Source organism: Enterobacter sp. NFIX59 (assembly GCF_900113755.1).
In the GTDB taxonomy this organism is placed as follows: Bacteria; Pseudomonadota; Gammaproteobacteria; order Enterobacterales; family Enterobacteriaceae; genus Enterobacter; species Enterobacter pseudoroggenkampii.
This window is the reverse complement of the sequence record NZ_FOQN01000003.1, coordinates 373,308-397,433: the sequence shown is the minus strand read 5'-3', so window position 1 is coordinate 397,433 and position 24,126 is coordinate 373,308. Positions and strand designations below refer to the sequence as shown.

The 24,126-nt window shown below is 57.6% G+C and carries 20 protein-coding genes; 11 read left to right on the top strand and 9 right to left on the bottom strand.

Annotated elements, in window-relative coordinates:
- Positions 1-10 precede the first annotated feature (10 nt).
- Genes BM007_RS14000 through BM007_RS13990 form a run of 3 tightly spaced genes read right to left on the bottom strand, consistent with a single transcriptional unit; the run spans position 11 to position 3,427 of the window.
- Entirely contained in the window at positions 11-1,078 is a 1,068-nt protein-coding gene (locus tag BM007_RS14000; protein ID WP_090419346.1) for a Gfo/Idh/MocA family protein, read from the bottom strand.
- An 11-nt stretch (positions 1,079-1,089) separates the two neighbouring features.
- Complete coding sequence (locus BM007_RS13995) at positions 1,090-2,259, bottom strand: Gfo/Idh/MocA family protein (RefSeq protein WP_090419343.1); 1,170 nt, start codon at positions 2,257-2,259, stop codon at positions 1,090-1,092.
- 16 nt (positions 2,260-2,275) lie between these two features.
- Complete coding sequence (locus tag BM007_RS13990) at positions 2,276-3,427, bottom strand: Gfo/Idh/MocA family protein (RefSeq protein WP_090419340.1); 1,152 nt, start codon at positions 3,425-3,427, stop codon at positions 2,276-2,278.
- A gap of 192 nt (positions 3,428-3,619) precedes the next feature.
- Here BM007_RS13990 and BM007_RS13985 point away from each other — a divergent pair, with 192 nt between their 5' ends.
- The gene (locus BM007_RS13985) at positions 3,620-4,678 is read left to right on the top strand and encodes a LacI family DNA-binding transcriptional regulator (RefSeq protein WP_024907292.1); all 1,059 of its coding nucleotides are present in this window, start codon (positions 3,620-3,622) and stop codon (positions 4,676-4,678) included.
- On the opposite strand, the gene msrA is transcribed toward BM007_RS13985, so the two are convergent.
- Entirely contained in the window at positions 4,679-5,320 is a 642-nt protein-coding gene (gene msrA, locus BM007_RS13980) for a peptide-methionine (S)-S-oxide reductase MsrA (RefSeq protein ID WP_090419338.1), read from the bottom strand.
- A gap of 224 nt (positions 5,321-5,544) precedes the next feature.
- On the opposite strand from msrA, the gene tamA reads away from it, so the two are divergent.
- Genes tamA through BM007_RS13965 form a run of 3 tightly spaced genes read left to right on the top strand, consistent with a single transcriptional unit; the run spans position 5,545 to position 11,398 of the window.
- Positions 5,545-7,278, top strand: a complete 1,734-nt coding sequence (gene tamA / locus BM007_RS13975; protein ID WP_024907290.1) for an autotransporter assembly complex protein TamA — start codon at positions 5,545-5,547, stop codon at positions 7,276-7,278.
- A complete protein-coding gene (tamB, locus tag BM007_RS13970; protein WP_090419335.1) occupies positions 7,275-11,051 on the top strand; it encodes an autotransporter assembly complex protein TamB in 3,777 nt (1,258 codons plus the stop codon). The genes tamA and tamB overlap by 4 nt, the downstream gene beginning before the upstream one ends.
- Positions 11,052-11,053: 2 nt before the next feature.
- Complete coding sequence (locus tag BM007_RS13965; RefSeq protein ID WP_024907288.1) at positions 11,054-11,398, top strand: gamma-glutamylcyclotransferase family protein; 345 nt, start codon at positions 11,054-11,056, stop codon at positions 11,396-11,398.
- Positions 11,399-11,442: 44 nt separating this feature from the next.
- Here the strand turns inward: BM007_RS13965 and BM007_RS13960 are convergent, their stop codons facing one another.
- Both BM007_RS13960 and ppa read right to left on the bottom strand, forming a co-directional pair.
- Entirely contained in the window at positions 11,443-11,766 is a 324-nt protein-coding gene (locus BM007_RS13960) for a hypothetical protein (protein ID WP_023334291.1), read from the bottom strand.
- A 98-nt stretch (positions 11,767-11,864) separates the two neighbouring features.
- Positions 11,865-12,395: an inorganic diphosphatase gene (gene ppa, locus BM007_RS13955; protein WP_010427397.1), complete on the bottom strand. Its 531-nt coding sequence runs from the start codon at positions 12,393-12,395 to the stop codon at positions 11,865-11,867.
- Positions 12,396-12,704: 309 nt separating this feature from the next.
- Here ppa and ytfQ point away from each other — a divergent pair, with 309 nt between their 5' ends.
- The 5 genes from ytfQ to BM007_RS13925 all read left to right on the top strand — a co-directional run bounded on the left by ytfQ (position 12,705) and on the right by BM007_RS13925 (position 18,985).
- Positions 12,705-13,661 carry a galactofuranose ABC transporter substrate-binding protein YtfQ gene (gene ytfQ / locus BM007_RS13945; protein WP_014882271.1) on the top strand — a complete coding sequence of 319 codons (957 nt, stop codon included), beginning with the start codon at positions 12,705-12,707 and terminating at the stop codon, positions 13,659-13,661.
- Between the two features lie 132 nt (positions 13,662-13,793).
- A complete protein-coding gene (gene ytfR / locus BM007_RS13940) occupies positions 13,794-15,296 on the top strand; it encodes a galactofuranose ABC transporter, ATP-binding protein YtfR (protein ID WP_024907287.1) in 1,503 nt (500 codons plus the stop codon).
- 10 nt (positions 15,297-15,306) lie between these two features.
- Complete coding sequence (ytfT, locus tag BM007_RS13935) at positions 15,307-16,332, top strand: galactofuranose ABC transporter, ATP-binding protein YtfT (RefSeq protein ID WP_024907286.1); 1,026 nt, start codon at positions 15,307-15,309, stop codon at positions 16,330-16,332.
- Positions 16,319-17,320, top strand: a complete 1,002-nt coding sequence (gene yjfF / locus BM007_RS13930; protein WP_090419332.1) for a galactofuranose ABC transporter, permease protein YjfF — start codon at positions 16,319-16,321, stop codon at positions 17,318-17,320. The genes ytfT and yjfF overlap by 14 nt, the downstream gene beginning before the upstream one ends.
- 93 nt (positions 17,321-17,413) lie before the next feature.
- Positions 17,414-18,985 (top strand): methyl-accepting chemotaxis protein, encoded by a 1,572-nt coding sequence (locus tag BM007_RS13925; RefSeq protein ID WP_048989433.1) that lies wholly within the window; start codon positions 17,414-17,416, stop codon positions 18,983-18,985.
- Here the strand turns inward: BM007_RS13925 and BM007_RS13920 are convergent.
- Positions 18,957-19,313 (bottom strand): helix-turn-helix domain-containing protein, encoded by a 357-nt coding sequence (locus BM007_RS13920; RefSeq protein WP_024907284.1) that lies wholly within the window; start codon positions 19,311-19,313, stop codon positions 18,957-18,959. The two genes, BM007_RS13925 and BM007_RS13920, sit on opposite strands and share 29 nt — an antisense overlap.
- A gap of 150 nt (positions 19,314-19,463) precedes the next feature.
- A complete protein-coding gene (gene fbp / locus BM007_RS13915; RefSeq protein ID WP_024907283.1) occupies positions 19,464-20,462 on the bottom strand; it encodes a class 1 fructose-bisphosphatase in 999 nt (332 codons plus the stop codon).
- A 197-nt stretch (positions 20,463-20,659) separates the two neighbouring features.
- Between fbp and mpl the strand changes: the two genes are divergently transcribed.
- A complete protein-coding gene (gene mpl / locus BM007_RS13910; protein WP_024907282.1) occupies positions 20,660-22,039 on the top strand; it encodes a UDP-N-acetylmuramate:L-alanyl-gamma-D-glutamyl-meso-diaminopimelate ligase in 1,380 nt (459 codons plus the stop codon).
- 73 nt (positions 22,040-22,112) lie between these two features.
- Here the strand turns inward: mpl and yjgA are convergent, their stop codons facing one another.
- Complete coding sequence (gene yjgA / locus BM007_RS13905) at positions 22,113-22,664, bottom strand: ribosome biogenesis factor YjgA (RefSeq protein WP_008501414.1); 552 nt, start codon at positions 22,662-22,664, stop codon at positions 22,113-22,115.
- Positions 22,665-22,759: 95 nt separating this feature from the next.
- Between yjgA and pmbA the strand changes: the two genes are divergently transcribed.
- On the top strand, positions 22,760-24,112 hold the full coding sequence (gene pmbA / locus BM007_RS13900) for a metalloprotease PmbA (protein ID WP_048992995.1): 1,353 nt from the start codon (positions 22,760-22,762) through the stop codon (positions 24,110-24,112).
- The last annotated feature ends 14 nt before the right edge of the window (positions 24,113-24,126 follow it).

Sequence of the window (24,126 nt, the reverse complement as noted above, 5' to 3'; positions counted from 1 at the left end):
TCGCCTCCCGTTATTCCGTCGCGTTGGCCAGCATCTGGGCCTTCACGCAGAGCTCCGCCGCTTTGAAGGCGTGCGCCTGCGTCATGGCGTTTTCGGTACGATGCAGACAGTCGAGGATCAGTTCGCCAAAGAACGGGAACCCGACCTGTCCGGCGACCGGATAGCGGAATTCCCCCTCTTTATTGACGAGATAAACCACGTCCTGCTCGCCGCGGGTGAGATCGACATATTTGCGGATCTCGATATACCCGTCGGTGCCGAGCAGCGTCAGACGGCCGTCGCCCCAGGTTGAGAGCCCGTCCGGGGTGAACCAGTCGCAGCGGAAATAGCCGCTGGCGCCGTTTTCGCCCCTGATTGTTGCGTCACCGAAATCTTCAAATGCCGGATGCTGCGGATGGTTGAAATTGCGTGCCTGGCTGGCGACCACGCATGCCTCACTGTTGCCCGTGTAAAACAGAAATTGCTCAATCTGGTGGCTGCCGATGTCGCACAGAATGCCGCCAAAATAGCGACGATCGTAGAACCAGTCCGGGCGGCCGGCCCCTTCCCGGTGCGGGCCGGTTCCCAGGGTTTGGACGACGCGGCCAATGGCCCCCTGCTGCACCAGCTGTCCGGCAAACACCGCACTCTCCACGTGGAGACGTTCGCTGTAGTACACGGCGTATTTCCGCCCGGTTTTCTCAACCATCGCTTTGGCATCCGCCAGCTGTTCAAGAGTGGTGAGCGGCGCTTTATCCGTGAAGTAGTCCTTGCCTGCGGACATGGCTTTCAGCCCCAGCGCACAGCGCTCGGAGGGGATGGCCGCACCGGCCACCAGACGCACCTCGTCGTCGTTGAGTATCACCTCCAGCGACTCGGCCACTTTTGCCTGCGGGTACTGCTGGATAAATTTATCCACTTTGGCCGGATCGGGATCGTATACCCACTTCAGCGTGGCCCCGGCTTCAATCAGGCCGTTACTCATCCCGTAGATATGGCCGTGGTCGAGCGCGGCAGCGGCAAAAACAAATTCCCCCTCGCGGACAACCGGCTGGGGTTTACCCACCGGGGCGTAGTTCATTCCGTCATTTTTGTTCATGGTGTCACTCCTTAATCCAGATCTTTGCCAAGGGGGATGGCACCCACTTCGCTGAAGTTGGCGACGCTTGCGGATTTTTCATAAAAACGGGGAGCGAGGGTGCTCGTCCCGCCGGTACGGTAAAACGGGTCATCGCGCTGAATCGGCAGCGAGACCACGGTGCGGGTAATGGCGGATTTGTAGATCGCGGTAATCAGCTCCAGCGAGCGTTTGCCCTGCAGGCCATCCACTAACGGCGCCGTGCCGTGCTCGATGGCGGAAAGCAGGTCATTAATCTGCCCGGTGTGCAGCGTCCACTCGAGCTTCGGCGTCTCCTGAAAAACGGCGTTGAGCTGCGCTTCTCGCTGCTGGTCGTGGGTCTCCTGCGGGAAGCCGTTATCGGCGCTGACGCTGGCAAAGGCCTGCCACGGCGCAGAGATACGTGCCTTGTCACCCTGAATAATGATTTTCTGGTCTTCCCCGTGGTGCACGACCGAGGCGGTAAGCTGGGTGAGCGCGCCGCTGGGGTATTTGAAGATCGCGGCGCTGAGGTCTTCGACTTCAGCGTTGTCGTGCGCCACGTTGGTCATCATCGCCACCACCTCGGACGGGAAGCCGAGCATCCACTGAATGGCGTCGATGTGGTGAACCGCGTGGTTAAGGGTACAGCCGCCGCCCTCTTTTTCCCAGGTGCCGCGCCACCACAGGTCGTAGTAGCAGTGTCCGCGCCACCAGAAGGAGTCCACCTGCGCGTGGCAAACCTTGCCCGCAAGCTCCGAATCCAGCGCTGCTTTTAAGCGCCAGAAGGCATCGGTAAAGCGGTTTTGGGCAATGATGGAGAGCGTTTTGCCGCTGGCCTTTTGTGCGGCGATCATCGCGTCGCACTCCTCCAGCGAGGCGGCCATCGGTTTTTCGCACAGCACGTGGCAGCCCGCGTTCAGGGCATCAATGCCGATCTCTGCGTGGACGTAGGGCGGCGTGCAGACGTCGACGATATCGATATCCGGCTCTGACGCCAGCATCTGCTGGTGGCTGTCATACACCCGGGCGTCCGTCAGGCCGTAGCGCGTTTTTTTCTCGTGGGCTTTTTCCGGGTAGATATCCACCAGCGCGACGATCCGGCAGCGCTGACCAAACTGCAAATAGCCCTGAATATGGTTGTGCGAGATATTCCCTGTTCCCACGATAGCGACATTTAACATCGTTTCTTCTCCGGAGTTACCAGGTGCCGGAGGCATCCAGCGTGACGCTGGCTGTCTCTTTAGCCACTGAGGTGCTGATGCGCTGCTGAAGCAGGCGCAAATACTGTTTTTCGTTGAGCGGGAGTTCGACCCAGTCGTCGGTCCAGGTAGAGAGGTGCATGGCATTGGAGAGCGTCAACCCGCGGATCCCTTCCAGACCCGGCGCAATGAGCGGCTCGCCGCGCAGAATGGCGGCACAGAAGTTGGCGGTAATAACGTGATGTTCGCTGCATTCCGGGGCGACGGGAAGAGTGACCTCCCAGCATTCAGGCTCTCCAAAACCGTTTTGCCAGCGGGCGTTGAAGGCGGTTTCAGATTCCCGCAGCCGCCAGAAGCGCAGCTTGCCCTCTTCGACGACCACCTTGCCGCGATCGCCGACGATTTCCAGCCGGTTGGTGCCCGGCGTTTCCGCCACGGTGGTGATAAACACGCCCGTTGCGCCGTTGGCATACTCGGCGTAGGCGGTGACCTCGTCTTCCACTTCGATTTCACGATGCTTACCGAACTGGCAGAACGCGCGCAGGCGGACCGGCATGCCGACCAGCCACTGCCAGAGATCGAGCTGGTGCGGGTCCTGGTTAAGCAGCACGCCGCCGCCTTCCCCTTTCCAGGTGGCGCGCCAGCCGCCGGAGTTGTAATAGCTCTGCGAGCGATACCAGTTGGTGATGATCCAGTTGGAGCGGCGGATCTCACCCAGCTCGCCGCTGTCGATCAGATCTTTCACCTTCTGGTAGAGCGGGTTCGGGCGCTGGTTGTACATGATGCCGAACACCACATCGCACGCCTGGGCGCAGGCGTTCATCTCCTGCACCTGGGCGGTATACACGCCCGCCGGCTTTTCACACAGGGTGTGGATGCCGTTGCGCATCGCCAGCATCGACAGGCGCGGATGCTCGTAGTGCGGCGTGGCGACAATCACCGCGTCGATAAGCCCGCTCTGGAGCATCTCCTGCGCGTCGCTGAATAAGGGGAGAGTGCCGACCAGTTGGCGAATAGCCGGATGCTTTTCCGGTGCATTATCACAAACCGCCGCCAGGCAGGCGTCGCTGACCGTACCCGCCAGTAAATAACGCGCGTGGACCGTACCGATATTCCCTATTCCAATAATGCCAAAACGTACCTTCTCCATGTCACACCTTAATTTCAGTTGAAATGAGTGATGACCGGAAAATAGGAAAGGGGAGCCGCAGCGACAATGTGTTTTTGTGAGAATACTCGCAAGGTGATTAAGTAATCTCCAGGCTTTCTGAAATTTAGTTTTAAAATCAACGGACTGTTTCTGCAAATATTTGCAAAAACTGAATGAGAGCGAGGTCACACTATGCCGGGCAAGTTAAAAATGGAGGAAATTGCGGCCCTGACGGGCTATTCCGTCAGCACGGTTTCGCGGGTATTAAGCGGCAAGTCTTACACCAGCGATAAAGCCAGGGAGGCGATCGTTCGCACCGCGCGAGAATTAGGGGTACTGGAGTCCATGGCGAGCGGAAGACTGCTAATTAACGGAATCGCTGTTTTTGCGCCGGAAAGAACCTTTCAGGGACGCGGGGATATTTTTTATCTGGAAGTGACGAAAGGAATTGCGGAAGCCTGCGCGCGACATAATGTGTGGGTCACGTGCTGTGGTTTAGAAGAACAGCACGCCGATGTGAAAGTCTTTATGGAAAAGGCCAGTCATAAGAATATCAACGCGATAATTATTATTGGCACTGATGATTCCACCATATTTAAACTGGCCAGCACGCTGAATAAGCCCTGCGTGTTGATTAATTCCGTCGATCGGGATCGGGTGCTGGATGCCGTGTCGCCCGATCACCGGGCGATTGGCTTCACCGCCATGCAGTACCTTTTCGAGCAGGGGCATCGCCGCGTGCTCACGCTCACCTGCCTGCGGCGGGATACGCTGTACGCGCGTCTGGACGGCATCAAAGAGGCGTATCGCCATTTTCACGTCGCCTTTGACCCGCAGCGCGATTTGCTCGTGACGGAGTGGTTTACCGCGGAAGAGGCCGAGCAGGCGCTGGATGCGTGGTTAGTGAGTCATGATCGATCCCAGTGGCCGGAGGTGATTTTCCCGAACAGTACCCGCATGGTGGAAGGGGTGGTGAGGGTGTTAACGCGCCACGGGCTGCGGATTCCGGAAGACATTTCGCTGATTACGACCGATTTTGCATGGAATTTAGCGCACCGTCTGGAAAAACCGGTCACCGGCGTCACGGTGCCCTGCCGCGAGCTGGGGATTGAGGCCGTTCACCTGCTGCAAACGCGGCTCAACCGACCGCAGGCAGCGGTCTTTAACCTGCTGTTACAGGGCAAAGTGATGGATTACGGTTCAGTCAGCAACGCCACGCGCCACGCGGCTCGCGTGGCGCTGGATGAGTAATCAGGCCAGCTGTGGCGGCAGGCAGACGCCGATGCCCCCGATGCCGCAGTAGCCGTACGGGTTTTTATGCAGGTACTGCTGGTGATCGTCCTCGGCGTAGTAGAACGGTTTCGCCGTCGCGATTTCCGTGGTCACCTCGCGCGTATCGCCCGCTTCACGCATGGCCTGCTGGAAACGCTCCAGGCTGGCGCGCGCGGCGGCATCCTGCTCAGGCGTGAGCGGATAGATAGCCGAACGGTACTGGGTGCCGTGGTCGTTGCCCTGACGCATGCCCTGCGCCGGGTCATGGTTTTCCCAGAAGACCTGCAGAAGCTGCTCGTAGCTAATTACCGCAGGGTCGTACACCACGCGTACCGCTTCCGCATGCCCGGTTTCGCTGGAACAGACTTCGCGATAGGTAGGATTTGGCGTGTAACCGCCCGTGTAGCCAGCCGCCGTGCTGTAAACGCCGGGCAACTGCCAGAAGAGGCGCTCAACGCCCCAGAAGCAGCCCATGGCGAACAGGGCGATTTCCATTCCCTCCGGCACGTTGGTCATGGAATGGCCATTGACGGCGTGTAAGGTCGCCACAGGCATAGGGGTGTTGCGTCCCGGTAATGCATCGGTTTGTGAAACCAGATGCTTTTTGTCGAATAAACTCACGATGGGGCCTCCCGGGGTGCGATGTTTCAGTTAAGGTTGTCACGAAGCGTTTAATTGAACACAATAAATGCGCTGAATGAGTCTAGATTTAATCATAAGAAATATTTGGGTGTTATACCCATTTTCAACCCGCGATTCGGGTTTTTGGCCAACAGGCCGTATTTTGCCGCGGAGCGGCACTTCATTTGCTTCCAGGGTGGAAACAGGGATATTCAGGAGAAAACGTGACAAAAATCCGCCAGTTATGTTTAGTCAGTGTGTTGCTGACAAGCGGGATTGCCAGCGCGGCGAATGTCCGTTTGCAGGTTGAGGGGTTATCCGGGGCGCTGGAAAAAAACGTGCGTGCGCAGCTATCGACCATCCAGAGTGATGAGGTGACGCCGGACCGGCGTTTTCGCGCGCGCGTCGATGATGCGATCCGCGAGGGGCTGAAAGCGCTGGGGTATTACGAACCCACCATTGATTTTGATCTTCGCCCGCCGCCAAAGAAGGGGCGCCAGGTCCTCATTGCCCGCGTTTCGCCGGGTGAGCCGGTACTGATTGGCGGCACGAACGTCATCCTGCGCGGCGGGGCCCGTACCGATCGGGACTACCTGGACCTGCTCAGCACGCGGCCAAAAGTCGGCACCGTGCTCAACCACGGTGACTACGACCATTTCAAAAAAGAGCTGACGAGCGTTTCCCTGCGTAAGGGCTACTTTGACAGCCAGTTCAACAAAAGCCAGCTGGGCATTGCGCTGGCGCGACGTCAGGCCTTCTGGGATATCGACTACGACAGCGGGGAACGCTACCGCTTTGGCGACGTGACGTTTGAAGGTTCGCAAATTCGTGAAGAGTACCTGCAAAACCTCGTGCCGTTCAAAAAAGGGGATTACTACCAGTCGAGTGACCTCGGAGAGCTGAACCGACGCCTCTCAGCTACCGGCTGGTTTAACTCCGTGGTTGTCGCGCCGGAATTTGATAAGTCTCGCAAAACCAAGGTGTTGCCGCTGCATGGCGTTGTTTCGCCGCGCACCGAGAACACCATTGAGACCGGTGTTGGCTACTCGACGGATGTGGGACCACGCGTGAAAACCTCGTGGAAAAAACCGTGGATGAACTCGTACGGTCACAGCCTGACCACCAGCCTGAGCCTCTCTGCGCCCGAGCAGCAGCTGGACTTCAGCTACAAAATGCCGCTGCTAAAAAATCCGCTTGAGCAATATTACCTTCTGCAGGGCGGTTTTAAGCGCACCGATTTAAACGACACAAAGCAGGACTCTACGACGCTTGCCGTCTCCCGCTTCTGGGATCTCTCCAGCGGCTGGCAGCGCGCCATTAACCTGCGCTGGAGCCTGGACCACTTTACCCAGGCCAACGTCACCAATACCACCATGCTGCTTTATCCGGGCGTGATGATCAGCCGTACCCGCTCGCGTGGGGGCCTGATGCCGACCTGGGGCGACTCGCAGCGCTACTCCATCGATTATTCCAACTCCGCCTGGGGCTCCGACGTGGACTTCTCCGTCATGCAGGCGCAAAACGTCTGGATCCGTACGCTGTACGACAAACATCGCTTTGTGATGCGCGGCAATCTCGGCTGGATTGAAACGGGAGATTTCGAGCGCGTTCCGCCGGACCTGCGCTTCTTCGCCGGGGGCGACCGCAGCATTCGCGGGTATAAGTACAAATCGATCTCACCTGAGAACGAAAAGGGCCAGCTGACCGGTGCGTCAAAACTGGCCACGGGATCGCTGGAGTACCAGTACAACGTCAGCGGAAAGTGGTGGGGCGCGATGTTTGTTGACGGCGGTGAAGCGGTGAACGATATCCGCCGCAGCGACTTTAAAACCGGCGCGGGCGTCGGCGTGCGCTGGCAGTCACCCGTCGGGCCCATCAAGCTCGATTTTGCCGTGCCTGTCGGCGACAAAGATGAACACGGATTACAGTTTTACATCGGTCTGGGGCCTGAATTATGAGTTTATGGAAGAAAATAAGCCTCGGAGTGCTGATCTTTATCGTGCTGCTGCTCGGGACGGTGGCGTTTCTGGTAGGAACGACGACCGGGCTGCATCTGCTGTTTAACGCCGCGAACCGCTGGGTGCCGGGGCTGGAGATTGGTCAGGTGACGGGCGGCTGGCGCGACCTGCGCCTGAAGAACATCCGCTATGAGCAGCCGGGCGTGGCGGTCAACGCCGGGGAGTTCCATCTCGCGGTAAAGCTGGGCTGTCTGCGTGACAGCAAGCTCTGCGTCAACGATCTGTCGCTAAAAGATGTCAACGTGGCGATAGATTCAAAGAAAATGCCGAAGTCTGCGCCGGTTGAAGAAGAAGACAGCGGCCCGCTGAATCTCTCCACGCCATACCCGATCGCGCTTTATCGGGTGGCGCTCGATAACGTCAATATCAAAATCGACAACACCACCGTGTCCGTGATGGATTTCACCTCCGGCCTGCGCTGGCAGGAGAAAAACCTCACTCTGACGCCAACGTCCCTGCAGGGCTTGCTGATCGCGCTGCCGAAAGTGGCCGACGTGGCGCAGGAAGAGATCGTCGAGCCGAAGATCCAGAACCCGCAGCCAGAAGAGAAGCCGCTGGGCGAAACGCTGAAAGACCTCTTCTCGAAGCCAGTGCTGCCGGAAATGACCGACGTACATCTGCCGCTGAACCTTAACATTGAGGAATTCAAAGGCGAACAGCTGCGCCTGACCGGTGATACCGACCTGACGGTCTATAACATGCTGCTGAAGGTCAGCAGCATTGACGGCAACATGAAGCTCGACGCGCTGGATATCGACACCAACCAGGGCTCGGTGAATGCGTCGGGTAATGCGCTGCTGCGCGACAGCTGGCCGGTGGATATCACGCTGAATAGCACCCTGAACATCGACCCGCTGAAAGGCGAGAAAGTGAAGGTCAAGGTGGGCGGGGCGCTGCGCGATAAGCTCGATGTTGGCGTGAATCTCTCCGGCCCGGTGGATATGGCCCTGCGTGCGCAAACCCAGCTGGCGGAAGCCGGGCTGCCGCTCAATCTTGAGGTTGTCAGCAAGCAGCTTTCCTGGCCGTTCACCGGCGAAAAGCAGTTCCAGGCCGATGACCTGAAGCTGAAGCTGAGCGGCAAGATGACCGACTACACGCTCTCGTTCCGCACCGCGGTGAAGGGGCAGGGCGTGCCGCCCGCGAACATCACCCTGGATGCGAAGGGCAACGAACAGCAGGTCAACCTTGACAAGCTGACCGTCGCGGCGCTGGAAGGTAAAACCGAGCTGACCGCGCTGCTCGACTGGCAGCAGGCGATCAGCTGGCGCGGCGAGCTGAAGCTGACGGGTATTAACACCGCCAAAGAGGTGCCGGACTGGCCGTCGAAGCTGGATGGCCTGATTAAAACGCGCGGCAGCCTGTACGGCGGCACGTGGCAGATGGACGTGCCGGAGATCAAGCTCACCGGGAACGTGAAGCAGAACAAGGTAAACGTTGAAGGCTCGGTGAAAGGCAACAGCTATCTGCAGTGGGTTATCCCGGGCCTGCACGTGGCGCTGGGGCGCAACACGGCGGATATCAAAGGCGAGCTGGGGGTGAAAGATCTCAATCTGGATGCCACCATCGACGCGCCGAATCTGGATAACGCCCTGCCGGGGCTTGGCGGTACGGCGAAGGGGCTCGTGAAGGTGCGCGGCACGGTAGACGCGCCGCAGCTGCTGGCGGATATCACCGCCAATAGCCTGCGCTGGCAGGAGCTGAGCGTTGCCCGGGTTCGCGTGGAGGGGGATGTGAAATCCACCGACCAGATCGGCGGTAACCTGAACCTGCGCGTGGAACGTATTTCCCAGCCGGACGTGAACATCAGCCTGGTCACCCTGGACGCGAAAGGGAACGAGAAGCAGCACGACCTGCAGCTACGCGTGCAGGGCGAGCCGGTCTCCGGCCAGCTTCACCTGACCGGCAGCTTCGACCGCAAAGAGGAGCGCTGGAAAGGGACGCTGGATAACACCCGTTTCAATACGCCGGTCGGGCCGCTGGCGCTGTCGCGCGCCATTGCTCTGGACTACCGCAACGCCGAGCAGAAGATCAGCATTGGGCCGCACTGCTGGACCAACCCGAATGCGGAACTGTGCGTGCCGCAGACCATCGATGCGGGCGCGGAAGGGCGCGCGCAGATCAACCTCAACCGCTTCGATCTGGCGATGCTAAAACCGTTTATGCCGGATACCACGCAGGCGAGCGGCGTCTTCAGTGGGAAAGCCGATGTCGCCTGGGACACCACCAAAGAGGGGCTGCCGCAGGGTAGCGTCACGCTGTCCGGGCGTAACGTGAAGGTGACGCAGGAGGTCAACGACGCGCCGCTGCCGGTGGCGTTCGACACCCTGAACCTGAGTGCCGATCTGCATAACAATCGCGCACAGCTGGGGTGGACAATCCGCCTGACCAATAACGGTCAGTTGGATGGTCAGGTCCAGATTACCGACCCGCAGGGACGGCGTAATCTGGGCGGCAACGTTAACATCCGCAACTTCAACCTGGCGATGGTGAACCCGATTTTCGCGCGTGGGGAAAAAGCCGAAGGCATGCTGAACGCTAACCTGCGCCTGGCCGGCAACGCGCAAAGCCCGCAGCTGTTCGGTCAGATGCGGCTCAGCGGCCTGGATATTGACGGCAACTTCATGCCGTTTGACATGCAGCCCAGCCAGATCGCGATGAACTTCAACGGCATGAGCTCGACGCTGAGCGGCTCGGTATTAACGCAGCAAGGGCAAATCAACCTGAGCGGCGACGCGGACTGGAGCCAGCTCGACAACTGGCGCGCCCGTATTGCCGCGAAGGGCAGTAAGGTGCGCATCACCGTACCGCCGATGGTGCGCCTGGACGTCTCGCCTGATGTGGTCTTTGAAGCCACGCCAAGCCTCTTCACGCTTGACGGTCGTGTCGACGTGCCGTGGGCGCGCATCGTGGTTCACGACGTGCCGGAAAGTGCGGTCGGCGTCTCAAGTGATGAAGTTATGCTCAATGAAAATCTGAAACCTGTCGAACAGAAGAGCGCTGGCATACCGATTAATAGTAACCTTACCGTGCACGTGGGGAATAACGTGCGGTTGAATGCGTTTGGGCTGAAGGCGAGGCTCACGGGCGACCTGAAAGTGGCGCAGGATAAACAAGGGCTTGGCCTGAACGGGCAGATCAACATTCCTGAAGGGCGTTTCCATGCCTATGGTCAGGATCTGATTGTTCGCAAAGGCGAGCTGCTGTTCTCCGGCCCACCGGATCAGCCCCTGTTGAACATCGAAGCGATTCGTAACCCGGAAGCGACGGAAAACGACGTTATTGCTGGCGTTCGCGTCACCGGTTCCGCCGACGAACCGAAGGCGGAGATCTTCTCTGACCCGGCGATGTCGCAGCAGGAAGCCCTCTCTTATCTGCTGCGTGGACAAGGTCTGGACAGTGGACAAAGCGACAGTGCGGCGATGACCTCGATGTTAGTGGGTCTGGGGGTTGCACAAAGTGGGCAGGTTGTGGGTAAAATCGGCGAGACGTTCGGCGTAAGCAATCTGGCGCTGGACACCCAGGGCGTGGGTGACTCCTCGCAGGTGGTGGTCAGCGGCTATGTACTGCCGGGTCTGCAGGTAAAATATGGTGTGGGGATCTTTGACTCACTGGCAACACTCACGCTACGCTATCGCCTGATGCCTAAGCTATATCTGGAAGCAGTGTCCGGCGTAGACCAGGCACTTGATCTGCTCTATCAGTTTGAGTTTTAGCAATGCGAATATTTGTCTACGGCAGTTTAAGAACCAGGCAAGGCAACAGTCACTGGATGACCAATGCCCTGCTGCTGGGGAATTACAATATCGAGAACTACCAGTTGTACAGCCTGGGCCACTATCCAGGCGCGGTTCCGGGCGAAGGAACAGTACAGGGTGAAGTCTATCGTATTGATAACGCGACGCTTGCCGAACTTGATGCCTTGCGCACCAGGGGCGGTGAATACGCGCGCCAGTTGATCCAGACGCCGTACGGAAGTGCGTGGATGTATGTCTACCAGCGTCCGGTCGAAGGGTTAACGCGGATTGTAAGCGGTAACTGGTTAGACAGAGACCAGTACTGAAAAAAGACAACGCCACCGTGAGGTGGCGTTGTTTTTTTGTTCCTTCAACTCTCTTCCGTATCCCGGCGCCGGGTTAAAAACAGAGGAACGAACAGCATGATGTAAGGGGCTATAAGCCATAACAAACACAGGGCGCGTGAACGGCCATAGTAGTTTATGCACCGCGTATTGCTTGAAATGACGGGCAGGAAAAACAGTAAAAACAGCAGAATCGCATAATCGCTTCGATAAGGGATCCATAAGTAAAACAAAAACCAGGCAAGCTGGAATGTCATGATGCAGAGATACTGCCATTTGCTGTCTTTGCCGTAACAGTCAAACGCCTTTATGTAGCCCATCTTGATGCTTTGAAGAAAGAAACTTAGCATGTATAACGCTCACGATCTTGATGGTCAGGAGTGTATGTCTTTTTCAAAGGCAACAAAAAGCCCCGACATGCGGGGCTTTCATCAATCAGCAGTAAGAATTACTTCTTAGCAGCGCGTTCGAAAGAGGCGATGATTTCCGCTTTCGCTGCTTCTGCGTTGTCCCAGCCGTCAACTTTAACCCACTTGCCTTTTTCGAGGTCTTTGTAGTGCTCGAAGAAGTGAGTGATCTGCGCTTTCAGCAGCTCTGGCAGGTCGTTCACATCTTTGATGTGATCGTATTCTTTGCTCAGCTTGGTGTGCGGTACCGCAACCAGCTTCGCATCTTCACCGGATTCGTCGGTCATTTTCAGCACGCCAACTGGACGGCAGCGAATGACGGAGCCTGGCTCCAGTGGGTATGGCGTTGGGACCAGCACGTCAACCGGGTCACCGTCCAGAGACAGGGTGTGGTTGATGTAACCGTAGTTGCACGGATAGAACATCGCGGTAGACATGAAACGGTCTACGAACAGGGCGCCGCTCTCTTTGTCCACTTCGTATTTGATCGGATCTGCGTTAGCCGGGATTTCGATAACTACGTAGATGTCTTCTGGCAGTTCTTTACCCGCTGGGACGTTGAGTAAGCTCATGTCGGTGTCCTTTAAAATGGATGGTAAACAAGTGGCAGGTATTATAGCCAACTCGCGCTGAATGTCTCCGCCTGTTTTCGCTTTATCTCCCCGCTTTCTCCACTTTTCAGACCGATTCCATGACAGGAAAATCCATAAACTCAGCCGCATTTTTCATGGCGAAATGAAAGCGATTACAAACTTGTGATTAACGTTTTATTCACTTTTCTGAAGTGTGATGTAACGCAATTCGTTACATATTTCATGGGCTATAGTCATTCCGCAGAACATCTTTTAACCAACAATAACTCACCCTACGAGGACGTTCATATGTGGAAGCGCTTACTCCTGGTCACAGCAGTTTCGGCAGCCATGTCGTCTATGGCGATGGCCGCTCCCTTAACCGTAGGTTTTTCGCAAGTCGGCTCTGAATCTGGCTGGCGAGCGGCAGAAACCAACGTGGCGAAAAGCGAGGCTCAGAAACGCGGCATTACCCTGAAAATCGCCGATGGTCAGCAAAAACAAGAGAATCAGATCAAAGCCGTGCGCTCCTTTATCGCCCAGGGCGTGGATGCCATCTTTATTGCACCCGTCGTGGCGACCGGCTGGGAACCCGTCCTGAAGGAAGCGAAAGACGCTGAGATCCCGGTCTTCCTGCTCGACCGTTCCATCGACGTCAAAGACAAATCCCTCTATATGACCACCGTCACCGCCAATAACGTGCTTGAAGGGCAATTGATTGGCGACTGGCTGGTGAAGCAGGTCGACGGCAAGCCGTGTAACGTCGTTGAGCTGCAGGGTACCGTCGGCGCGAGCGTGGCCATCGACCGTAAAAAAGGCTTTGCTGAAGCCATCGCGAAAGCGCCAAACATTAAGATTATCCGCTCTCAGTCCGGCGACTTTACCCGCAGCAAAGGTAAAGAGGTTATGGAGAGCTTCATTAAGGCTGAAAACAACGGCAAGAACATCTGCATGGTTTACGCCCACAACGATGACATGGTGATTGGTGCGATTCAGGCAATTAAAGAAGCGGGCCTGAAGCCGGGCAAAGATATCCTCACCGGCTCTATCGACGGCGTGCCGGACATCTACAAAGCGATGATCGACGGCGAAGCCAACGCCAGCGTGGAGCTGACGCCAAACATGGCGGGTCCGGCATTCGACGCGCTGGAGAAATTCAAGAAAGACGGCACGATGCCGGAGAAAGTGACGGTCACCAAGTCCACCCTCTACCTGCCTGATACGGCGAAAGAGGAGTTAGAGAAGAAGAAAAATATGGGCTATTAAGACCCGCGCCCCTCACCCCAGCCCTCTCCCCGGAGGGGAGAGGGAGAAAGGCAGGGCGGAGCTGGATATTAACAATTGGCACGATCAATCCCCTCTCCCCTCCGGGGAGAGGGTCAGGGTGAGGGGGAAACCATGACCACTGAACAACACCAGGAAATCCTCCGCACAGAGGGCTTGAGTAAATTCTTCCCCGGCGTAAAGGCGCTGGATAGCGTTGATTTCAGCCTGCGGCGCGGGGAGATCATGGCGCTGCTGGGCGAGAACGGGGCGGGAAAATCGACGCTGATTAAATCCCTGACCGGTGTTTATCACGCCGACCGCGGCACCATCTGGCTGGAAGGCAACGCCATTTCGCCCAAAAACACCGCCCATGCCCAGCAGTTGGGGATCGGGACGGTGTACCAGGAAGTGAACCTGCTGCCGAATATGTCGGTGGCGGATAACCTGTTTATTGGCCGCGAACCACGCCGTTTTGGCCTGCTGCGCCGCAAAGAGATGGAAGCGCGGGCGACAACGCTGATGGAATCGTACGGCTTCTCCCTCGACGTCCGCGAGCCGCTGAACCGCTTTTCCGTGGCGATGCAGCAGATCGTCGCCATTTGTCGCGCGATCGATCTCTCGGCAAAGGTGCTGATCCTTGACGAACCCACCGCCAGCCTCGATACCCAGGAGGTGGAGATGCTCTTTACCCTGATGCGCCAGCTGCGCGATCAGGGCGTCAGCCTGATCTTCGTCACCCACTTCCTCGATCAGGTGTATGAGGTGAGCGATCGCATTACGGTGCTGCGCAACGGCAGCTTTGTCGGCTGCCGCGAAACCCGCGAGCTGCCGCAAATCGAGCTGGTAAAAATGATGCTGGGCCGCGAGCTGGAGACCAACGCCCTCCAGCGTGCAGGGCGCACGCTGCTGAGCGAGAAACCGGTCGCCGCGTTCAGCGATTACGGCAAAAAAGGGGTGATCTCGCCGTTTAACCTTGAGGTGCGGCCAGGCGAAATTGTCGGGCTGGCGGGCCTGCTGGGCTCCGGCCGGACCGAGACCGCCGAGGTGATCTTCGGGATCAAGCCTGCCGACAGCGGCAGCGCGCTGATCAAGGGCAAACCGCAGACCCTGCGATCGCCGCATCAGGCCTCCTGTCTGGGCGTCGGCTTCTGCCCGGAGGACCGGAAAACGGACGGCATTATTGCCGCGGCCTCGGTGCGGGAAAATATCATTCTGGCGCTACAGGCGCAGCGCGGCTGGCTACGGCCGATCCCTAAGCGCGAGCAAAACGCCATTGCCGAGCGCTTTATCCGCCAGCTCGGCATCCGCACCCCGAGCGCGGAACAGCCCATTGAATTCCTCTCCGGCGGTAACCAGCAGAAAGTACTGCTCTCCCGCTGGCTGCTGACCAAACCCCAGTTCCTGATCTTGGACGAACCGACCCGCGGCATTGACGTGGGGGCGCACGCTGAAATTATCCGGCTTATCGAAACCCTGTGCGCGGACGGTCTGGCGCTGCTGGTCATTTCCTCCGAGCTGGAAGAGCTGGTGGGCTATGCCGATCGCGTCATCATCATGCGCGATCGCAAGCAGGTGGCAGAGATCCCGCTGGATAAGCTGTCCGTTCCGGCGATCATGAATGCCATCGCGGCATAAGGAGTGAATCGTGATGCCCCGTTCGCTTTCGCAAACCGGTGAGTCAAAGCGCCGCTTCAGCTGGCCGACCGGCACGCCGCAAATCGCGGCGCTGCTGGTGGTTCTGCTGGTGGATAGCCTGGTCGCGCCGCATTTCTTCCAGATCATCGTGCAGGATGGCCGCCTGTTTGGCAGCCCGATAGACATTTTAAACCGCGCCGCGCCGGTGGCGCTTCTGGCCATCGGAATGACGCTGGTGATTGCCACCGGTGGGATTGACCTCTCCGTCGGCGCGGTGATGGCTATCGCCGGGGCTACGGCCGCCTCCATGACCGTGGCCGGACATAGCCTGCCGGTGATCCTGCTGGCAGCCTTGGGCACCGGCGTGCTGGCAGGATTATGGAACGGTATTCTGGTTGCGGTGCTGAAAATCCAGCCCTTCGTCGCCACGCTGATTTTAATGGTTGCCGGGCGCGGCGTCGCGCAGCTGATAACCTCCGGCCAGATTGTCACCTTTAACTCCCCGAGCCTGGCGTGGCTCGGTAGCGGCAACCTTCTGTTCTTCCCGACGCCGGTGATTATTGCCCTGGTCACGCTCGTTGTCTTCTGGCTCTTCACCCGCAAAACGGCGCTGGGCATGTTTATTGAGGCCGTCGGGATCAACATCCGCGCCGCGCGCAACGCCGGCGTCAACACCCGGCTGATGGTAATGCTGACCTACGTGCTGAGCGGCGTCTGCGCCGCCATCGCCGGGGTCATCGTCGCGGCGGATATTCGCGGGGCCGATGCCAACAACGCGGGACTCTGGCTGGAGCTGGACGCGATCCTCGCGGTGGTGATCGGCGGCGGGTCGCTAATGGGCGGGCGCTTTAACCTGCTGCTCTCGGTGATCGGCGCCCTGATCATTCAGGGCATGAACACCGGGATCCTGCTGTCGGGATTCCAGCCGGAGCTTAACCAGGTGGTGAAGGCGGTGGTCGTGCTCTGCGTGCTGATCGTCCAGTCGCCGCGCTTTGTCAGCATCATTAAGGGGATCCGTGGCCATGATAAAACGTAATTTACCGTTAATGATCACGCTGGGCGTGTTTGTGCTGGGGTACCTCTACTGTCTGACGCAGTTCCCCGGTTTTGCCTCGACGCGCGTGATTTGCAATATCCTGACCGATAACGCCTTTTTAGGCATCATCGCCGTCGGGATGACCTTTGTGATCCTCTCCGGCGGGATCGATCTCTCCGTTGGGTCGGTGATCGCGTTTACGGGCGTGTTCCTCGCGAAGGCAATCGGCTTCTGGGGCATCTCTCCGCTGGTGGCGTTTCCGCTGGTGCTGGCGATGGGCTGTGCGTTTGGCGCCTTTATGGGGCTGCTGATCGACGCGCTGAAAATCCCGGCGTTTATCATTACCCTCGCGGGAATGTTCTTCCTGCGCGGTGTGAGCTATCTGGTGTCGGAAGAGTCGATTCCAATTAACCACCCCATCTACGACACGCTCTCCAGCCTGGCGTGGAAAATTCCCGGCGGCGGCCGCCTGAGCGCGATGGGGCTGCTGATGCTGGGCGTGGTAGTGATTGGCATCTTCCTCGCTCACCGTACCCGTTTTGGCAATCAGGTTTACGCCATTGGCGGTAACGCCACGTCGGCCAACCTGATGGGCATTTCAACCCGCAGCACGACTATTCGCATCTATATGCTCTCGACCGGCCTGGCGACGCTGGCGGGTATCGTCTTCTCGGTGTATACCCAGGCGGGCTATGCCCTTGCAGGCGTGGGCGTCGAGCTGGATGCGATTGCTTCTGTGGTCATTGGCGGCACGCTGCTCAGCGGCGGGGTGGGCACGGTGCTGGGGACGCTGTTCGGCGTGGCGATTCAGGGGCTGATACAAACCTATACCAACTTTGACGGCACGCTCAGCTCCTGGTGGACGAAGATCGCCATCGGCATTCTGCTGTTTATTTTTATTGCCCTGCAGCGGGGGCTGACGGTGCTCTGGGAGAACCGTCAAAGCTCGCCTGTTACCCGCGTAAACACATCGGTAACACAGCGATAACATGCTGAATTTGCTTAAAGTCTAAACATTTTCCGGTAGCGGCCGATAATCTTTTTTTATGCCCAGAAATATCTCGCTACCGGAAATAATATCATGCTTAAAACGCTATCGATTCGTACCGGCTTGCTCTCTTTACTGGCCGTTATGACCCTTCTGCTGCTGATTGTCAGCGGTATTGGCATTTATGCCCTCACACAGAGTTCTTCTTCGCTGCAGCGTATTAATCACCTTCAGGGTGAGCAGATGGTGCAGCTTAATTCAGGCTATACGCTGCTCCTGCGCGCGCGCAATGAGGCGGGTCAGGCCGTCCGGATGATGGAAATCGGCATGCTGGACGATGCGGCCAACGCGGTAAAAAACATCAATCAGGAAGTTGCCCTGGCCCAGAAAACGCTGAAAGGGGTAATCGACGGCGGCGTGGCTGACGAGCAGGGACAACAGCTGCTCGATAAAGTGGCGGCCAGCCTGGCGACGTATAGCCAGCAGGGGATCAATCCGATGCTGAAAACGCTGAATGACCAGAGCGCGGACGGGTATTACGATCTGCTCGAGAAGACGTTGATTCCGGTGGCGAAGCAGTTTGATAACGATATGCAGGCGTTTCAGAAATGGAGCGAAGCGCGGGGTCAGGCGGAAGTGAGCGCCGTGCAGTCGAGTAAAACCCGCGTCCTGATCCTGATTATCGTCGCAGCGCTGCTGACGGCGGGCATTATCGTGCTGGCCTGGCTGGTGCTGCGCCATATGTTGCTCAAGCCGCTCTCGGCCTCCATTGCTCAACTGGAGAACGTGGCGGCGGGGGATTTAACCCATACGCTGAATGCCCCCGCGAGCCAGGAGTTTAACCGCCTCAACGCGGTGATAGAGGAGATGCGCCAGTCGCTGATGAACTCGGTTCTGCGGGTACGCGATGCCAGCGCGCAAATTGACACCGGTAGCCGCGAGCTGACGCTGGGAAACCGCGATCTTGCCGAGCGTACGGAATCCACCGCCACGTCGCTGGAGCAGACGGCGGCCAGTATGGAACAGATCACCGCCACGGTGAAACTCAACGCCGATAACGCCGAGCAGGCGCACCAGCTGGCGAAATCGGTGTCCGACACGGCCGATCACGGCAGCGAGATGGTCTGCTATGTGATTGAAAAAATGCGCGATATTTCCGGCAGCTCGGCGCGCATCGCCGACATCCTGAGCGTGATCGACGGCATTGCCTTCCAGACCAATATCCTGGCGCTTAACGCCTCCGTGGAAGCGGCGCGCGCGGGCGAGCAGGGGCGCGGGTTTGCCGTCGTCGCAGGCGAGGTGCGAAATCTTGCCAGCCGCAGCGCCGATGCGGCGAAAGAGATCCGAACGCTAATCAGTGATTCGCAGACCCACGTTAACGAGGGGAGCGAGCTGGCCCAGCAGGCTGGCGAAACGATGGATGAGATCGCCACCGAAGTGCTGCGCATGACCAAACTGATGAGAGAGATTGCGACCGCGTCTCAGGAGCAGAGCCGGGGCATTGAGCAGGTGAATATTGCGGTGAACCAGATGGACGAAACCGCGCAGCAGAATGCGGCGCTGGTGCAGCAATCCTCCGCCGCGACCCGCTCCCTTGAGGAGCAGTCGCGTCAGCTGATGGAAGCCATGTCATCATTCAAAGTGACGACTCAGAACGCGGCATAATATTACCCAGCCCCGGTACGTTCTGTGCCGGGGTTTTATTCCTTCCGGAATTAAGCGCCCCGATATTATCGTGAATTTCGCCCATTAATATTTCCAGCGAGCTGGTTAAGGCTAACGCTTTTTCAGTCGGTTCAAGGTATAAACCTTTACGGAAAAATAACGGCTCATCAAAGAGTTGATTAAAGCGCTTTAATGCCAGACTCACCGCAGGACGGGACATCTCCAGACGCAAAGAGGCCTTTGCCATGCTGCCGCAGCGGACGATTTCAATAAATACAGGGATAAGATTTAAATCAATGCCGGTATTAGCACGGGAATAATTTTTCATTGCGATTCTGCTCCACGAAATATCTGTCAAACTGTTATGGAAATAATGCAGGAGCAGTGGTGAATATTAAAGCATGTTTTTTATAAACACTTATACGGTAAAATATATAAATGACAAGGGGAGCCGGACAGGCTCCCCTGAAGAGAGGGATTACGCGTCCGGGTACTCACGGATAAAACGTTCAACGTCTTCAACCATGTGGTTGTTGCCGACGAAGAATGAACGGCGCTGGTGAAGGCTTTCCGGCACGATGTCCAGAATACGCTCTTTACCGTCGCTCGCCTTGCCGCCCGCCTGTTCAGCAAGGAACGCCATCGGGTTGCATTCGTACAGCAGACGCAGTTTCCCGTCCGGGTGGCTGGCGGTGCTTGGGTAGAGGTAGATACCGCCTTTCAGCAGGTTACGATGGAAATCCGCGACCAGAGAGCCAATATAACGGGACGTGTACGGGCGCTGGGTCGCTTTATCTTCTTCCTGGCAGAATTTAATGTACTTCTTCACGCCGTTCGGGAATCGGATGTAGTTGCCTTCGTTGATGGAGTAGGTGTTGCCCTTCTGCGGGAAGCGCATGCGTTCCTGGCTCAGACAGAAAACGCCCAGTGATGGATCGTACGTGAAGGCGTGAACCCCGCACCCGGTCGTATACACCAGCATGGTGGAGGAGCCATAAACGACGTAACCGGCAGCAACCTGATTAATGCCCGGCTGCAGGAAATCTTCTTCGGTCACCGGCGTGCCAACAGGCGTGACGCGGCGGTAGATGGAGAAAATGGTACCGACAGAAACGTTAACGTCGATGTTTGAGGAGCCGTCGAGCGGATCCATCAGAACTACGTATTTAGCGTGTTCACACCCTTCGAAAACAACAATTTCATCTTCTTCTTCAGAGGCGATACCCGCAACGATGTCGCGCGCGCGCAGTGCAGCTTTCAATTTTTCATTTGCGAACAGATCGAGCTTCTGTTGAACCTCGCCCTGAACGTTCTCGGCACCGCTGGCACCCAGGATATCGACCAGACCGGCCTTGTTGATATCACGGTGGATGATCTTAGCGCCCAGCTTTATTGCCGACAGCAAAGCAGTGAGTTCACCGGTAGCATGAGAGAACTCGTGCTGCTTTTCGACAATAAATTCACCTAACGTTTTCATAACACTTTCCCTGCATCTTTGTGAGTAGAGCGATTGTATGTTCACTAAAACGACTAAAGCCCAACAATCTTAACAAACATTCAAATATTAGCGCAGAGGTGAATCGCGCCAGCAACATACGGATTTACCTGAAATGCGTTTCACAGCCGCTAACATGTGAGTAAAATGTGCGCCACATTGAAGAAGGATAGTGACGTATGCGCATTCATATATTGGGGATTTGTGGCACTTTCATGGGCGGACTGGCAATGCTGGCGCGCTCGCTGGGCCATGAAGTGACAGGTTCGGACGCCAATGTGTATCCGCCGATGAGCACGCTTCTGGAGAAACAGGGCATCGCTTTAATTCAGGGCTACGATGCCAGCCAGCTGGATCCCGAGCCGGACCTGGTGATCATTGGCAACGCCATGACCCGCGGCAATCCGTGCGTCGAGGCGGTACTGGAACGCAATATTCCGTTCATGTCCGGCCCGCAGTGGCTGCATGACTTCGTCCTGCGCGACCGCTGGGTGGTTGCCGTTGCCGGTACCCACGGCAAAACCACCACCGCCGGAATGGCGACCTGGATCCTCGAAGCCTGCGGCTACAAGCCGGGCTTCGTGATCGGCGGCGTACCGGGTAATTTCGACGTCTCTGCGCGTCTGGGCGACAGCCCGTTCTTTGTGATCGAAGCCGACGAGTATGACTGCGCGTTCTTCGACAAGCGTTCTAAGTTCGTGCATTACTGCCCGCGCACGCTGATCCTCAACAACCTTGAGTTCGACCACGCGGATATCTTTGACGACCTGAAAGCGATCCAGAAACAGTTCCACCACCTGGTGCGCATTGTTCCGGGCCAGGGCCGCATCATCCTGCCGGAGAACGACATCAACCTGAAACAGACGATGGCGATGGGCTGCTGGAGCGAGCAGGAGCTGGTGGGCGAGCAGGGCCACTGGCAGGCGAAAAAACTCAACGCCGATGCCTCCGAGTGGGAAGTGCTGCTCGACGGTGAAAAAGTGGGTGAGGTGAAGTGGGGCCTGGTGGGCGAGCACAACATGCACAACGGTCTGATGGCGATTGCAGCTGCGCGTCACGTGGGCGTGCTGCCTGCGGATGCAGCCAATGCGCTGGGCTCGTTTATCAATGCCCGCCGCCGTCTGGAGCTGCGCGGTGAAGCCCACGGCGTTACCGTGTATGACGATTTCGCGCACCACCCAACGGCCATTCTGGCCACGCTTGCTGCCCTGCGTGGCAAGGTCGGCGGTACCGCGCGCATTCTGGCGGTGCTGGAACCGCGCTCGAACACCATGAAGATGGGCATCTGTAAAGACGATCTCGCGCCGTCATTAGGACGTGCCGATGAAGTCTTCCTGCTGCAGCCGCAGCATATTCCGTGGCAGGTGGCAGAAGTGGCCGACGCCTGCATTCAGCCTGCGCACTGGAGCGCGGATGTGGATGCGCTCGCGGATATGGTGGTGAAAGCCGCTCAGCCTGGCGACCACATTCTGGTGATGAGCAACGGCGGTTTTGGTGGGATCCATCAGAAGCTGCTGGACGGTCTTACGAAGAAAGCGGAAGCGGCCGCCGACGCGTAAAAAAAAGCCCGGTGGCGCTTGCGCTTACCGGGCCTACGTTCTTTTCTCCCTTGCCTCTCTGGGGAGAGGGGGATTACTCTTCGTTCTCAGACAGCTCGCGCAGATACTGGAAAATCAGGCGCGCAGACTTCGGCGGCTTATTCCCTTCTTTCTCTTTCTTCGCGTTGCGGATCAAGGAACGCAGCTGCTGGCGGTCGGCATCCGGCCACAGGTTCAGCACTTCCGGTACGGCATCATCACCCTGTTCAATCAGGCGATCGCGGATCTGCTCCAGCTTGTGGAACAGCGCAACCTGCTGGTTGTGGCGGTTTTTCAGCTTGTCCAGCGCCTGGCGGATCGGATCAACATCGCGCTGACGCAGCATTTTCCCGATAAGCTGAAGCTGGCGACGACGGCCTTCTTTTTTGATTTTCTGTGCCAGTTCAATGGCATCACGCAGATCCTGGTCGAGCGGGATCTTGTCCAGCGCGTTTTTACCCAGTTCTACCATTTCCGCGCCAAGCTGTTTTAACTCTTCGGCGTCACGTTTAATTTCACTTTTACTGACCCAGATGATCTCATCATCTTCGTCTTCGATGTCATCACCGGGAACGTCGTCGAGCCAGTCTTCGGGCTGCTTAGTCATGTCAGGCTCCTTAAAAAAAGAGGCTAATGTTACCAGTTAAGACGCGCACTGAAAAACGGTTCTCTGTTAGACTTCAGATAACTCTCTCTTACAGTATGGCATTTGCGATGAAAGTAACCTCACAAGTTGAAGCGCAGCGTAAGATTCTTGAAGAAGCCGTCTCCACCGCGCTGATGCTTGCTTCAGAAAAATCAGATGGCGCCGAAGTGGCGGTCAGCAAAACCACCGGCATCAGCGTGAGTACCCGCTATGGCGAAGTGGAGAATGTCGAATTCAACAGCGACGGCGCGCTGGGGATCACGGTGTATCACCAGAATCGCAAAGGCAGCGCGTCATCCACCGATCTCAGTCCGGATGCTATTGCCCGTACGGTGCAGGCGGCGCTCGATATCGCCCGTTATACCTCCCCGGATCCTTACGCAGGCGTGGCGGATAAAGAGCTGCTGGCGTTTGATGCCCCGGATCTCGATCTTTTCCACCCGGCGGAAGTGACCCCGGACGAAGCGATCGAACTGGCCGCGCGCGCCGAGCAGGCTTCCCTGCAGGCTGATAAGCGCATCACCAATACCGAAGGCGGCAGCTTCAACAGCCACTACGGCATCAAAGTCTTCGGCAACAGTCACGGCATGCTGCAGGGCTACTGCTCCACCCGTCATTCGCTCTCCAGCTGCGTCATCGCCGAAGAGAACGGAGACATGGAGCGCGACTACGCTTACACCATTGGCCGCGCGCTGGGGGACTTGCAGTCTCCGGAGTGGGTGGGTAAAGAGTGTGCCGAACGCACGCTGTCTCGCCTGTCGCCGCGTAAACTCTCCACCATGAAGGCCCCGGTTATTTTTGCCAACGAAGTGGCAACCGGTCTGTTTGGTCATCTGGTGGGCGCTATCGCGGGCGGCTCGGTTTACCGTAAATCGACCTTCCTGCTCGACTCGCTGGGCAAGCAGATCCTGCCGGAATGGTTGACCATCGAAGAGCATCCGCACCTGCTGAAAGGGCTGGCCTCCACGCCGTTCGACAGCGAAGGCGTGCGTACCGAACGTCGTGACATCGTCAAAGACGGCGTGCTGACCCAGTGGCTGCTGACTAATTACTCCGCGCGCAAGCTGGGGCTGAAAAGCACCGGACACGCTGGCGGCATCCACAACTGGCGCATTGCCGGGCAGGGCCTGAACTTTGAGCAGATGCTGAAAGAGATGGGTACCGGCCTGGTCGTCACGGAACTGATGGGCCAGGGCGTAAGCGGCATCACCGGCGACTACTCGCGCGGCGCGGCGGGCTTCTGGGTGGAAAACGGCGAAATTCAGTATCCGGTAAGCGAGATTACGATTGCCGGCAACCTGAAGGACATGTGGCGCAATATCGTTACGGTCGGTAACGATATTGAAACACGTAGCAATATACAGTGTGGTTCTGTACTTCTGCCGGAAATGAAAATCGCCGGCCAGTAATACCCGTAAAGGCG

Excerpts from the sequence above, each read along its gene's own strand:
- BM007_RS14000 (WP_090419346.1), bottom strand. The coding sequence starts at position 1,078 with ATGAACAAAAATGACGGAATGAACTACGCCCCGGTGGGTAAACCCCAG.
- BM007_RS13995 (WP_090419343.1), bottom strand. The coding sequence starts at position 2,259 with ATGTTAAATGTCGCTATCGTGGGAACAGGGAATATCTCGCACAACCAT.
- BM007_RS13990 (WP_090419340.1), bottom strand. The coding sequence starts at position 3,427 with ATGGAGAAGGTACGTTTTGGCATTATTGGAATAGGGAATATCGGTACG.
- BM007_RS13985 (WP_024907292.1), top strand. The coding sequence starts at position 3,620 with ATGCCGGGCAAGTTAAAAATGGAGGAAATTGCGGCCCTGACGGGCTAT.
- tamB (WP_090419335.1), top strand. The coding sequence starts at position 7,275 with ATGAGTTTATGGAAGAAAATAAGCCTCGGAGTGCTGATCTTTATCGTG.
- BM007_RS13965 (WP_024907288.1), top strand. The coding sequence starts at position 11,054 with ATGCGAATATTTGTCTACGGCAGTTTAAGAACCAGGCAAGGCAACAGT.
- BM007_RS13960 (WP_023334291.1), bottom strand. The coding sequence starts at position 11,766 with ATGCTAAGTTTCTTTCTTCAAAGCATCAAGATGGGCTACATAAAGGCG.
- ppa (WP_010427397.1), bottom strand. The coding sequence starts at position 12,395 with ATGAGCTTACTCAACGTCCCAGCGGGTAAAGAACTGCCAGAAGACATC.
- ytfQ (WP_014882271.1), top strand. The coding sequence starts at position 12,705 with ATGTGGAAGCGCTTACTCCTGGTCACAGCAGTTTCGGCAGCCATGTCG.
- ytfR (WP_024907287.1), top strand. The coding sequence starts at position 13,794 with ATGACCACTGAACAACACCAGGAAATCCTCCGCACAGAGGGCTTGAGT.
- yjfF (WP_090419332.1), top strand. The coding sequence starts at position 16,319 with ATGATAAAACGTAATTTACCGTTAATGATCACGCTGGGCGTGTTTGTG.
- BM007_RS13925 (WP_048989433.1), top strand. The coding sequence starts at position 17,414 with ATGCTTAAAACGCTATCGATTCGTACCGGCTTGCTCTCTTTACTGGCC.
- BM007_RS13920 (WP_024907284.1), bottom strand. The coding sequence starts at position 19,313 with ATGAAAAATTATTCCCGTGCTAATACCGGCATTGATTTAAATCTTATC.
- fbp (WP_024907283.1), bottom strand. The coding sequence starts at position 20,462 with ATGAAAACGTTAGGTGAATTTATTGTCGAAAAGCAGCACGAGTTCTCT.
- mpl (WP_024907282.1), top strand. The coding sequence starts at position 20,660 with ATGCGCATTCATATATTGGGGATTTGTGGCACTTTCATGGGCGGACTG.
- yjgA (WP_008501414.1), bottom strand. The coding sequence starts at position 22,664 with ATGACTAAGCAGCCCGAAGACTGGCTCGACGACGTTCCCGGTGATGAC.
- pmbA (WP_048992995.1), top strand. The coding sequence starts at position 22,760 with ATGGCATTTGCGATGAAAGTAACCTCACAAGTTGAAGCGCAGCGTAAG.